Source organism: Scytonema sp. PCC 10023 (assembly GCF_963920835.1).
Lineage (GTDB): Bacteria > Cyanobacteriota > Cyanobacteriia > Cyanobacteriales > Nostocaceae > Kalymmatonema.
Window position 1 is genome coordinate 1 of sequence record NZ_CAWUDP010000168.1, and the last position, 12,326, is coordinate 12,326.

The following is a 12,326-nucleotide window of genomic DNA, read 5'->3' on the forward strand; positions in this document are numbered from 1 at the left end:
TGCCTTGGAGAGGGGTTAGGGGTGAGGTTTTGCTCTGCAACTTAGTATGAGGTCATAAATCTTCAGGTGGGCATTGCCTATAAAAGTTTATGTGATTGACATTTGAAATATTAGTTGGCAATACCCACCCTACAGAAAAGCTTTATTTCCCCTCTCCTTATCAAGGAGAGGGGTTAGGGGTGAGGTTTTGCTCTGCAACTTAGTATGAGGTCACAAATCTTCAGGTGGGCATTGCCTATAAAAGTTTATGTGATGGACATTTGAGATATTAGTTGACAATGCCTACCCTACAGAAAAGTGGTGTAGTGTAAATTTACGTTTCAGAGAATATGTCATTTTAACAACATATTGATGATAGTTCAATGCACTTTTTTAAAAAGAAGAAAAAATAGCAGATGTTATGTCTTAACAGAAACAGTGCAAAAAAACAGTTAAAAAAAATATGAACACTAGTCATAAACAAACATCATGTTTGCAACTGAAACCGTGGACTCTTCTAGAGGTACTAGTGCATTCCAATCTCTCCCAATCTCCGATAGTTCCACAAACACGGATGATTTAAATTCTGCTTTGAGCTTTCGACCCTCGTCACAATCGCTCCTAGATGAATCGATAGGGGAGCGAGTAGAGACTGCAAAAAATCCTAATCCCAATTCCTTGTTTAGTAATCCGGCAATTGTTGCCGATTTTAACGGTGATGGCAAAACAGACAGATTCTGGCGTAACTCTCAAACAGGTGAAACTGCCGTTTGGCTGATGGATGGCACAACGCCGACAGGAGAATTGTTGCCGAATGTAGACTCATCTTGGAATTTTGCTTATGCGGATTTCAACCGCGATGCCAAAACTGACATCTTTTGGCGCAATCAGACAACAGGTGAGAACGTCATTTGGCTGATGGATGGCACAAGAATTGCCTCTGCGGTTGCTTTGGAGAAAATAGATCCATTGTGGACTTTTAGCATTGCTGATTTTAATGGCGATGGTAGGAGCGATATTTTCTGGCGCAATCAGACAACGGGTGAAAATGCTACTTGGCTGATGGATAGCACAAAAGTTATCAGTGCGGCTTTTCTGTCCAATACTGACTCATCTTGGTCTCAAAGTATTGTTGATTTCGATGGTAATGGCAAGAGCGACATCTTTTGGCGAAATCAAACAACGGGTGAAACCGCCGTTTGGTTTATGAATGGTACCGACTTATCAGCGTATTCTCTGAGAGAACTTGATCCATCCTGGAATTATAGCCTTGGTGATTTCAACGGCGATGGTAGAACCGACCTTCTCTGGCACAATACTCAAACAGATGAAAATACTGTTTGGCTAATGAATGGTATTTTCATCACTTCAGGTTCTCTAGAAAAACGTGACTCTTCTTGGAAATCTAACATTGGCGATTTCAACGGCGATGGCAGAACCGATATCTTCTGGCACAACACTCAAACTGGTGAAAATACTGCTTGGTTGATGGATGGCACATCAATTGATACTGCTGCTTTTCTGCCTAAAACTGATCCAGTCTGGCAACCTAGTATTGGTGATTACAATGGTGATGGCAAGAGTGATATCTTCTGGCGCAGATACGACACTGGTGAGAATCTTATTTGGCAAATGAATGGTACCACTGTGTCTGGATCTTCTTCTGTGCAGACAGTTCCCGTAGAGTGGAATGCTTTTTAGAAATTTCTGGTAACGCAGATGAGAAACAACAAGAACGCAGATGATAGAGTTATCATCTGCGTGCGTGTTTCTTTTTTATTCGTTGCGCCTGCTACTGAAACTCAGCGCCTTCTTACACTAGTTCCTTTAGCTTTTTATTTTTATCCTCTCTTCTAAAGCTTCTCGTGCGTGTTCTCGGTCGTCAAAATGGATTTTTTCAGTTCCGAGAATTTGGTAGTCTTCGTGACCTTTGCCTGCAATCAAAACGCCGTCTCCAGGTTGCGCTTGCAATATAGCAGTACGAATGGCGGTAGCGCGATCGCAGATCACTATCGGTTTCACTGTTTCTGGAATTCCCGCCAAAATATCCTGTAAAATCCTTTCTGGCTCTTCTGTACGGGGATTGTCTGATGTCACCACAGCGACATCAGCTAATTCAGCAGCGATTCTACCCATTTTTGGACGTTTAGTGCGATCGCGATCGCCTCCACATCCAAACACGCAAATCATTTTCCCAGGAATAAACGGACGTGAGGCTTTGAGCAAATTCTCCAAACTATCTGGCGTATGAGCATAATCCACAATTACGCTAATGTCTTGCTCCTGAATAATTTGCACCCTTTCCATCCGTCCGGGAACTCCAGGAAACTCTGGTATTGCGGATGCGACTAACTGCAAATCTAACCCTAAGTGTAAAACTGCTCCGACTGCTGCCAGTAAATTTTCTAGGTTGTATTGACCAACCAGTGGTGAACGAAAAGCGACTTCACCCTTTGGTGTATGTAGGGTACCGCTGACACCATTCGGCTGATAATTCAGGTCACTCATCCACAAATTCGCTGTAGAATCATGAACACTATAACTCCAAACTTTCTCTGAGTTCAAAGATGCAATTAACCGCTTACCATATGCATCATCAGCATTAATGATTGCCCGTCCTTTGAGATATTGAGGACTAAACAGCAGTGCTTTGGCTGCAAAGTAATCTTCCATATCGCGGTGGAAGTCTAAATGGTCTTGGGTAAGATTGCTAAATACCCCTACCTCAAACTGACAACCCATGACTCGCCCCTGCGCCAAAGCGTGGGAACTCACTTCCATCACCCCGTACTCATTCCCAGCATCCACAGCAGTCGCAAGCTGCTGTTGCAGTTCCACCGCAAACGGTGTAGTGTGAACGGCAGTTTGGACAAAACCGTTCCAACGAGTATAAAGAGTGCCCATCAAAGCCGTGGGCAGATTTGCTAATTTAAGAAAATATTCAATAAGGTGGCTGGTTGTGGTTTTGCCATTTGTGCCTGTCACACCCACAAGTTTGAGTTTTTGCCCAGGATAGCCGTAGAAAGTGGCTGCTAATTGCGCACAAGCTTTTGTCATGTCCAGAGCAGTAATCACACAAGCGGATGGTGTGGGAGGATGTTTCTGTGCCGCTTCCGGAGAAATAATCGCAGCGACAGCACCAGAGGCGATCGCACTTTGCCAAAAGTCCCCACCATCAACTCGCGTTCCTGGCATCCCAATAAACAAATCTCCTGGAACGCAAGCATGAGAATTCGTCTTTAAACCCTTTATTTCTGTATCCACAGCTGGATGTTGTGGTAATTGCACAACACTATCTACACTCGCCAGTAACTCCCGCAGTTTCATCTTGTGAACCTCGTCACACGTTTTGATTGCGCCTATTCTGCACTATTATGTTTTCTATTTGTACAAATACTTTCAGATTACAGAAAATCTATTTGTAAACTGTAACACCTACAGCAAGAACTACATTGATAAGCTAAAACACATATTCATTGCACAATCACTTATTAGAGTCGTGAGCGTGTTAACGGGTCAACTGTTAACACGCTCACGGTCTACACGATAAAGCAATGCAACTTTTATGTGGAACAGCTTAGCTGGATATTCATGCACAAGCTTCACACTTGCGCTCTGTGCTTCCATACAAATGACTGTTAACTTTACCGAATCTTATTATTTTCTTCATGTAATCTTAATAAAGATGCTAGTAAGGTTTGGTAGGATTTGGTGTCTTCTTATCTAAGAGAGAGTTCGTAAGTGAGTTACTACAACTTTAATGACCATTTCTGGTCCCCAGAGACAGTTTGTAGTCAATCAGTACTGCCAAAATCAAATAAAAAAAGTGCTCGCAGGAAAACACTGACAAGTATTTTGACTTTAGTGTGTATTGCTGTTTGGACACCACTGCTACTCCAGCTCGTAGTTCCGGGCGTAAAGAAAAATCAGGAAACCATTTCTTTGGAGACTACTAAGCCCGATAGCGATCAGCTTGTGTTTCAGCGTGAGCGCGTTCTTTTCTATTTATCTAGACAGCAGCGATAGCAGCAGCTTCTGGCTTAAAGGAACTTAGCGCCCCCTTTGAGGCGATCGCCAAGAATGCACTAACCTTAGACAAAATAGCACTTTTAGAGGTTCAGGAATATAGAGAAATCCTTACAAGAAAAGAAAGACTCACAGATAGAACTATCGTTTAGTTAATATGTATTAAGCTGTACCGCGATAGCGCATACCTGGAGTAGTTAGCGATAAATAGCAACTATCGTTTGCTGTGTAAGTGCTGCCTGAGGATATGCCTGACGAATCGATGCAAACCGACGCCCGATTAAAGAAAGTCAACAAATTCTCTAATGTCGGGCAGGTAATCCCTAAGGAGGAACTCAACGTGTTCAAGCAAATTCTCACAGGTAGCTATGTTTTCGTTTTTTTGCTTGCTAGCAACCTGTCGGCTCATGCACAAGTACCAAAACCTGCATCTCCATCTGCATCTCCATCTGCATCTCCATCCTCTCAACCTCAAGTTCCAACAACACCCCAGACTACCCAGACAAACGTTAGTCCACAGGAACTTCAGAAATTTGCCACCTCTCTAAAACAGTTGCTAGTGATTGAGCAGGGGGCAAATCAGCAGATAGTGCAGATCATTGGTCAGTCTGGTCTGACTCAACCACGCTTTTTGGAAATATATAAGGCACAGCGAAGTCCTTCAGAGAAGCCAACAAAAGCAGTGACCTCACAGGAAAAGCAACAATTTGATAAGGCTTTCACAAGTCTTAGATCAATTCAGCAAGAAGCAAATACAAAGATGCAGCAAGTCCTCCAAAAGGAAGGGTTAAATCCAGAAAGCTTCAATAAAATTGAAGCAGCAGTCAGACAAGATCCGGGGCTTCAGCAAAAAGTGCGGGAGATGATTAAAAGCTAGTCTAGAAGCTCACGCCAAATAGGGTGAGTGAAGGGGACTGGGGATTAGGGATTAGGGATTGGGTTTTTAATCGAAAAATTATGGAAGGAGCAACAAAGCTCTCCCAAATGCGTGAACATTTTTCCCCAACAACCGTCGCCAGTCCCTAATCCCGTCGCGACTTGGTAACTTTTGAACACTTAACAGCGCTAGTACTGTTGACTGTTCACTGATTTAAAGGTATGAGGTGCGATTGTGCATAAGCGATTGCCTCTGGCACTGCGCTTTGCGCAATCGCCTACGGCGGGCACTCCGTGCGATCGCCCTGCTACCATTGCTCCTAAAACTTCGGTAATATCATCTTAGTCAGTACTGCTTATTACCTGTCTTGCGTCAATTATGAATAACGAGGTTGTTCTTTTTCTGATTAGCGCTAGTGTTGTCATCCTCTACCTCATCTTCTCTGCATTAACTGAAATGGGTACAAAGCTACCTTGGAAAAAATAGCAGCTAGTACCGCAAGGCGGAAGTCAAAAGTCAAAAGTCAAAAGTCAAAAGTATTATGGAATCAGGTTTTTAGGGATTTTAAATGGTGAACCAGCGCTGCAGGAGGGTTTCCCGACCTAGGCGACTGGTGAACCCGAAGGGTTGCCCTATTTACGCCGCGTTGTACTAGTGACTCAAATTTTCAGCTTTATAGAGTGTGCTTTTTATGTCACCCATCATCAGGCTTGCCACTGAACAGGATGCTGAGCAAGTTCTGCAAATTTACACACCCTTTTGCGGGGATTCACCCGTGTCTTTTGAGGTTCAACCACCAACCCTAGATGAAATGCAGCAGCGCATTGCAAAGGTTCTGCAGAAGTTGCCCTGGCTGGTGTGCGAGCGTGGTGGAAAAGTTCTAGGATTTGTTTATGCTGCACCTCATCGAGACCGAACTGCGTATCAATGGGCTGTTGATGTATCCGTTTACATCCATCCAGCAGTGCGTTGTTCAGGTATTGGGCGAGCTTTATACACCTCGCTGTTTAAAATTTTGGTGCTTCAAGGTTATTACAGCGCATATGCGGGTGTTACGCTCCCAAACCAAGGTAGTGAAAGGCTCCATAAAGTGATGGGGTTTCAGCCGATTGGGATATATCGAGGTGTAGGATACAAGTGTGGTGCGTGGCACGATGTAGCATGGTTTGAGCTATCTTTGCAAACGCGAGTCCCCAATCCCAAGCCTCCTATCAACATCGACGCATTGCGCCATACCTTGGAATTAGAATGCGCCTTGGCAAGTGGAGTACCCTTCCTCAAGCTTGCTGTCGATTGAGCAACGATGAAGCAATTCGGCTGGTGCGATTATTTTTGCTCGTCTTCTCGGTAGCGATCGCCCCTAAGGAGCAGCGCTTTGCGCTGCTCCCTCCTTACTTTTCACGGTATCTGGAAAACCTCTCTCTAAATCTCTCTCCTACAAGGAGAGAGACTTTGAATTTTGGGTTTGAAAGTTAGATTTTTTGTGGACTTTTTCACATGACGTGAAAAATCAGGCTCCCTCAGGGAGGATCGCAAAGGGACGCAGCGAAACTTGAGATTGTGGATTATCGTAAATTAAAGGGTTTAAGACCACGAGCGTCTATACGTAGTCTCAGTTTTAGTCAGGGTTGAAATCCCCGTTTGAAACTGTCTTCAATTTTGAATTTTGTTCACGCAGCGTGTCCGCAGGACATATTTTGAATTTTGAATTGTTAACCTAGGGGATATAGCTTGATAAATCGTTAACGCGCGTCAAAGCCATGAAAGTCTTAGGGCTAGTCTTACCTACCCTGCTTTTACTAACCACACCTGTTATGGCAGTTGAGTATCAGGGAAAGAATATTGATGGCACAAACCTAGCTGCAAAAGCTTACTATGCTGCTACTGGTGGAGTTTACAACGTTCAGGTACGCTTCAAGCAAAATCGAGCGACAATCTACTTTGATGGTGGATACCAAACTACTATACAGTTGCAGCATCGAGTTCTAAGCGATCCAAGCAATATTCAAGGTTTTGGAAAACTGGGACAAATTCCTGTGAATAGGACATTCAGTATTGGATTGATTTATGACAATAGTTTAGTAGGCGAAACTCAACCCTCTAAGCCACCTCTCGAAGGCTTGTGGAGAATTAGCTTGGATGAAGAGGATTTTAACAACTTCATTCAAAAGGGGCAGAGTAACAATCGCCCTGAAGAACTTGGAAAGTAGTAGGATGCCATAGCGATCGCGAGTGCGTGTGCTTTTCATATCATGTCCAGCTAATTAGTTATGATTTCCGCGTTAACTGCACCCCACCCCTTAATCCCCTCCCCGCAAGCGGGGAGGGGACGTGAAGTGCAGCTTTACGGGGGACTCGGGGCCCCCTCTGGGGATAGGGGGAGGGGGTTCTTAGGGTAATGATAAGTATTTAACCGGACTTGATATCACTCAGCGCTGTCGCCTCCGGCAGATTGCCTTGCTGTCACCCTTTTTTACGACTTAACTATTTCTAGTTAAAAGCAACTAGTATTATTGTATTCTAATACTCGGTTTCTACTAAATAATAAGACCAAAGATGGTTCGCCTATTTACTACATGGCTTGTTCCAGTAGCCTTTACTTTGCTAGGTTTTGGGTTAAATGTAAAAAGTGCAACAGCACAGATGATTAATGAATTCAGTGCTACTTATGATGTGTTAGCCTTCTCTAGATCAGTTACACCAGGCATAACAGCGTCAACTCTTTCAGGGACAAGTACCGATGCTCCTTACGGTTTAACCACAATTAATGGTTTGACCTACTCAGTCGTTGACCCTATTACTGGTTTTTTCCGCTTTAACACAGACCCAACTGTATTCGGTTTACAAGACATACCATCTAGCGAAGTCGTGTTTGGCAGTGGCACTAACAAATTGTTTGGCACTGATAGCGCTACAGGTGTAATTGATTTTGCAAGCCTTACGGCAACTGCAACTGGTATCTTCACTATCACTGGCGGGGAGGGTATATTTACAGGTGCTACTGGTACACTGAACTTTTCTGAAGTTGATACACTTAGTCTAGATCCAACTATTCCTACTAGAGCTAGAGCAACAGTGAATGGTAGAATCTATGTGCCTCCAGTACAAAAAGTTCCGGAACCAACCGTAACTACAACGTTGCTTGCCATAGGATTGATTGCATCTAGTTTTGAATTACGTAAACACTACAGTAGTAATAGGCGCTGACAAAGCTATAGTAATCAAAAATTGTACATTTTTTAGCAGCTGTCATTTCTGAGTTCTGGCGATCGCCTACAGGGACGCTCCGCGTCATCGCCCAAACAACACTAGCAAAGCTAATCGCCCGGATTTCCCATTAACCAGAAGTGGGGTTAAAACTTTCACCTAACGATACGTCTTCATAAATATCAGCTAGGTAACAAGAAAAATTCACGCTGGTTAACTGTAATTCTTGATTTCCTCTATAGCTGTAAAGAACCCATCTTCCCTCAGAATTGCGACGAAAACAATCAACTCGCTGGCGGGTTTGACTCACTAAAACGTATTCCTGCAAAGTTTCTAATTCTTGATAGTCACTAAATTTATCGCCTCGGTCAAAAGCTTCAGTAGAAGGAGATAGAACTTCAACAATTAAGCAAGGATAGCGTTTGAAATATTCAAACTTTGTATCCCTTTGGTCACAAGTAATCATGATATCAGGGTAATAAAAAATATTTAGGGATTCGATGCGGGCTTTCATATCTGTAGCGTACAAACGACAGCCACTTCCGCGAATATGATTTCTGAGGAGGGCAATCAGATTTGTTGTAATTGTCACATGGGCATCGCTTGCGCCCGACATTGCATAGATGTGCCCTTGGATATATTCGTGTTTGATAAAGCTAGATTTTTCGGCTTCTAGGTAGTCTTCTGGGGAAAGATAGGGGTGAGATTGGCTAAGAGTCATAGAATAAAATTAATTATATAAATGAATCATTTTAACAAAAAGTGAGTGATTAAGTAGTACTTTTCAGTAGTTTGAGTAACTTAGTATGGTTTTTCCAAACCCTGACCTTTCCAAACTTGTAAACTTTAGCAATAAATGGTGCTTGATTACTTTGTGCAAACTTCTCCATTTGCTCTAATGCTTGGGCAAAGATATTTGCCATTTCTTCTCCAGTCACATTTCCCAGCGATAATACAAAAACCTTAGCATCTGAACTCGCAATTGCAACTTGCTCCAAAATATTTCGACCAATTGCATCATCTTTAGTGAGAATTAACCAACCTCTCTGACTTACGTCGGGTAGCCATTCAGTATCAGGTGCATCGGGTGAAAAGTGGTCTTCATGAACTTCCACTTTCGCACCTGCACTACGTAGAGCATCTGCTACATATTTCCTTCCCAAGGCTCGATCAATAAAGAAAGTCGGCTTCTCTGTTTTAATCACGCTACTTGGGACAGAGATAATTCACAGCGAATAGCTTCTTCAACTTGGAGGCGATCGCACCCATAATCATCAGCTAAATTATCAATCGACTCTCCGGCTTTATATCTTTGTGCCAAAATAGCTGTCGAAATTCCAGTTCCCACCAAAACTGGACGACCAAATGATATTTTGGGGTCAATCACCAAAATCTTGGGAGATTCTTTCTCCATCATATTTTCACTTAGTCTAGTAAATGGAAACAGCTTGTTGGCTACGCCACTTTCATCAAGTTCAATTCGCTTTAGTAGGTGCTTAAGAGTTTCACGCATTGCCAGTTGACCGTTGTGCGAAGCATTAATTAACTTTCCCACAGACTCAACAAATAAATTCACCCCATCTGTTTGAAATTCAATTCGAGCGAGAGGATGAGGTACATTGAATTGACGGTCAATATAATCCAAAGCTGTACGAACTTTGTCTAAGCGAATTTGGTGATCTTTACGAATGACGCGCAGTATATGAGCCTCCACCAAATTAGTAAATGAAAGCTGTGGTATCTTTGGGTTTGGAAGCTCAATCAGTGGTTGAAAAAAGCGCTTACCTTCACCAGTAGGGTAAAAACGACCATGAAGCCAGGAACGCAGCGTACCCACCGGAATCAGCAAATAGCGTGCTGCTTCAGGAATCGAGTAACTGGGGATATTCCGTAAATCTAGTTTTTCGTAAGCTGTGGTCATTTTGGAGATTGTAGTAGTATCCCATCATTTATCATAACCAACAGCGCACATCCTCAAGCTGGCTTAGTTATTTGGTATTAGAAACTTCTGGGCTACGAATCACTGTATGTCCCTTCTCACCTTGTTGAATCGCCAACACCAATGGACGCTCATTCGCTTTTGCATTTGGCGGTAATGCTTGAAACAAATAAATCCAGCCGCCACGTTCTAGAAGTATGCGCCAAACTCTAGGTTGGTTAGGATTGCTGATATCAGTATCTTCCTTTCCGCGCAGGTCATCAAATAAACCTCTATCTCCGATAATTCGATACTTTTCCAGGGATGGATCTGCAAACACGTCATCAAGTTTGCGCCCCAATGCAAACTTCTCTTCTGGCGTAATTAAGGCAACCACAGGCAAGGTGGAATTTTGACCAGCGTCTCGGCGAGCATCTGCAATGCCTTGCCACCGAGCTAACCAAAATATGAAAATTAATACCCAGGATACTATAACTATTTCATTCACTAATGAGCGCAAAAACTCAACTGAACGCAGTTGTGCAGAACTAAAAGTCGCCAAAGAGTTGAGTTGTTTAGCTATCCATGAACGCCTACGTTGGGTTGCGGGGATGACTCGAGTTGATAGAAATTGGTTGAATGTGTTAACAAATGCTTCAGTTATTATCCAAATGAGCCATAAAGTGAGTTGAATGGCAATTACCGCAAGGAGAAAAGCAAACACAGTTCTGAATATTGCCCAACCATCACCCAGAAATATCTGTAAAGGAACGAAAAGAAAAGACTGTGCCGGAAAGTCGAGGTTAGTCACTTCTAGTTGAAAGAAGTAGAAATATGACCACCGGTAAATCCAGCCTGCAAAAAACAGCGCAATACCCAGTAAACCAACGACACTGGCAAATTTACCTAAAATATTCGGTTCTTGATTGGGTTGGGGAGCCTGAGTCACAAAAGCACTCCAAAAGTAAAGAATTTAGCACTGTTAGTACTATCCATCGACTAATTCATCAATTGGTTTGCCTTATTTTACGGAAATTTGGTAGAACGTTGAGAAGTATAACAAAGAAAGTGAAATATGGTAAAAAACACTTAGAAGCTATGAAACCTTATTTCAAGGTAGCTGTGGCAATTTTAGCTCTGATAACAGGATTAGCAGCAAACTCCCAAGCTGTCACTGGTCAGAATGTAGAACAGAAAAATTTCTTATTGACACAAGCACAAGTCAAAGCAGAGCCAGTTGCAATTTCTGTAGCGTTACCAGAACTAGCAGATGTCTCGCTTAAGGGGGGTGAATCACGCAGTGGACGAGTGACAGCAATTGATCCCTCAGGACAAACATTATCGATGCAGCGTAATGACAAAACTCTCTCGATTCCCTTAAAACAAGTTGAAAAAGTTGTTTTCAGAAAAAATGCGAGAGCTTACATAAGCAATGGATCTGTTATGCGTATTCGTGGTGAACGAGATCGCCCACGAGGTCAGCAAGTCATTTGGAACGGTCTTCCATTCACTACTTTTACGATCAAAAACGCTAATCAGGGTCAAGCGGTGGTCAACTTGCAACCACCTGTGGTTTCTCCAGAGCGGTTGCTTGGTATTCAGTCAGTAGCGAGAGATAGACAGTATGTCGTCGATGAAATGCAGTTTAATCTGCAACAAAAAACAATGTCTATTCGAGCCACACCTTATTAACGCCAAAGCGAATTGATACAAACTCTTTGTATGAAAAAAATTATCAGTCCTCTGTTGGCTTTGGGTATGTGCATAACTCCTGTTTCTGCATTGCTCATGGTTCAACCCAGTTGGGGACAGACTCAAAACTCTCAAGCTCAACAAGCAGAACGATTATTAGAGCAGTGGTTACAACAGACACAGCAACAGCAACACCAACAGGCAATAAAAACATTTCAGCAAGTTCTCACTCTCGCACGAGAACTCAAAGATAAAAAACTGGAAGCAACTGCACTGCTTGGACTTGGTTTTAACTTCCAAAGGATTGGTGAGCTTCAGCAAGCATTAGACTACTACAACCAATCTCTACCCCTATTTCGCGCACTCGGCGATCGCACGGGCGAAGCCACAACCCTCAATAACATCGGTGGAGTCTACTCCGCTTTAGGACAAAACCAGGAAGCACTCAAGTTCTACAACCAATCTCTACCCCTATTTCGCGCACTCGGCGATCGCACGGGCGAAGCCACAACCCTCAATAACATCGGTGGAGTCTACTCCGCTTTAGGACAAAACCAGGAAGCACTCAAGTTCTACAACCAATCTCTACCCCTATTTCGCGCACTCGGCGATCGCACGGGCGAAGCC

General features: G+C 43.2%; 13 protein-coding genes. 8 read left to right on the forward strand and 5 right to left on the reverse strand.

Annotated elements, in window-relative coordinates; translation table 11 throughout:
- Positions 1-468 precede the first annotated feature (468 nt).
- Positions 469-1,680 carry an FG-GAP repeat domain-containing protein gene (locus tag ACM0OZ_RS45715; protein ID WP_414589609.1) on the forward strand — a complete coding sequence of 404 codons (1,212 nt, stop codon included), beginning with the start codon at positions 469-471 and terminating at the stop codon, positions 1,678-1,680.
- A 126-nt stretch (positions 1,681-1,806) separates the two neighbouring features.
- Here the strand turns inward: ACM0OZ_RS45715 and ACM0OZ_RS45720 are convergent, their stop codons facing one another.
- The gene (locus ACM0OZ_RS45720) at positions 1,807-3,306 is read right to left on the reverse strand and encodes a UDP-N-acetylmuramoyl-L-alanyl-D-glutamate--2,6-diaminopimelate ligase (RefSeq protein WP_414589610.1); all 1,500 of its coding nucleotides are present in this window, start codon (positions 3,304-3,306) and stop codon (positions 1,807-1,809) included.
- A gap of 946 nt (positions 3,307-4,252) precedes the next feature.
- Between ACM0OZ_RS45720 and ACM0OZ_RS45725 the strand changes: the two genes are divergently transcribed.
- The 5 genes from ACM0OZ_RS45725 to ACM0OZ_RS45745 all read left to right on the forward strand — a co-directional run bounded on the left by ACM0OZ_RS45725 (position 4,253) and on the right by ACM0OZ_RS45745 (position 8,089).
- Positions 4,253-4,882, forward strand: a complete 630-nt coding sequence (locus ACM0OZ_RS45725; RefSeq protein ID WP_414589611.1) for a DUF4168 domain-containing protein — start codon at positions 4,253-4,255, stop codon at positions 4,880-4,882.
- A 691-nt stretch (positions 4,883-5,573) separates the two neighbouring features.
- Positions 5,574-6,179: an N-acetyltransferase family protein gene (locus ACM0OZ_RS45730; RefSeq protein ID WP_414589612.1), complete on the forward strand. Its 606-nt coding sequence runs from the start codon at positions 5,574-5,576 to the stop codon at positions 6,177-6,179.
- The gene (locus ACM0OZ_RS45735; protein ID WP_414589613.1) at positions 6,176-6,358 is read left to right on the forward strand and encodes a hypothetical protein; all 183 of its coding nucleotides are present in this window, start codon (positions 6,176-6,178) and stop codon (positions 6,356-6,358) included. Before ACM0OZ_RS45730 ends, ACM0OZ_RS45735 begins: the two co-directional genes overlap by 4 nt.
- Before the next feature lie 284 nt (positions 6,359-6,642).
- Entirely contained in the window at positions 6,643-7,092 is a 450-nt protein-coding gene (locus ACM0OZ_RS45740; protein ID WP_414589614.1) for a hypothetical protein, read from the forward strand.
- Between the two features lie 346 nt (positions 7,093-7,438).
- Positions 7,439-8,089: a hypothetical protein gene (locus tag ACM0OZ_RS45745; protein WP_414589615.1), complete on the forward strand. Its 651-nt coding sequence runs from the start codon at positions 7,439-7,441 to the stop codon at positions 8,087-8,089.
- 130 nt (positions 8,090-8,219) lie between these two features.
- On the opposite strand, the gene ACM0OZ_RS45750 is transcribed toward ACM0OZ_RS45745, so the two are convergent.
- The 4 genes from ACM0OZ_RS45750 to ACM0OZ_RS45765 form a co-directional block, all read right to left on the reverse strand.
- On the reverse strand, positions 8,220-8,810 hold the full coding sequence (locus ACM0OZ_RS45750) for a Uma2 family endonuclease (protein WP_414589616.1): 591 nt from the start codon (positions 8,808-8,810) through the stop codon (positions 8,220-8,222).
- A gap of 49 nt (positions 8,811-8,859) precedes the next feature.
- On the reverse strand, positions 8,860-9,294 hold the full coding sequence (locus ACM0OZ_RS45755; RefSeq protein WP_414589617.1) for a hypothetical protein: 435 nt from the start codon (positions 9,292-9,294) through the stop codon (positions 8,860-8,862).
- Positions 9,291-10,010 (reverse strand): DUF433 domain-containing protein, encoded by a 720-nt coding sequence (locus ACM0OZ_RS45760; RefSeq protein WP_414589618.1) that lies wholly within the window; start codon positions 10,008-10,010, stop codon positions 9,291-9,293. Before ACM0OZ_RS45760 ends, ACM0OZ_RS45755 begins: the two co-directional genes overlap by 4 nt.
- A gap of 67 nt (positions 10,011-10,077) precedes the next feature.
- The gene (locus ACM0OZ_RS45765; protein ID WP_414589619.1) at positions 10,078-10,956 is read right to left on the reverse strand and encodes a hypothetical protein; all 879 of its coding nucleotides are present in this window, start codon (positions 10,954-10,956) and stop codon (positions 10,078-10,080) included.
- A gap of 149 nt (positions 10,957-11,105) precedes the next feature.
- On the opposite strand from ACM0OZ_RS45765, the gene ACM0OZ_RS45770 reads away from it, so the two are divergent.
- Together ACM0OZ_RS45770 and ACM0OZ_RS45775 are read left to right on the forward strand one after the other, a co-directional pair.
- Positions 11,106-11,699, forward strand: coding sequence for a hypothetical protein (locus tag ACM0OZ_RS45770; RefSeq protein ID WP_414589620.1), 594 nt, complete (start codon positions 11,106-11,108; stop codon positions 11,697-11,699).
- 30 nt (positions 11,700-11,729) lie between these two features.
- Positions 11,730-12,326 (forward strand): tetratricopeptide repeat protein (locus ACM0OZ_RS45775; protein ID WP_414589621.1); only part of this gene is annotated, 597 nt, incomplete at its 3' end.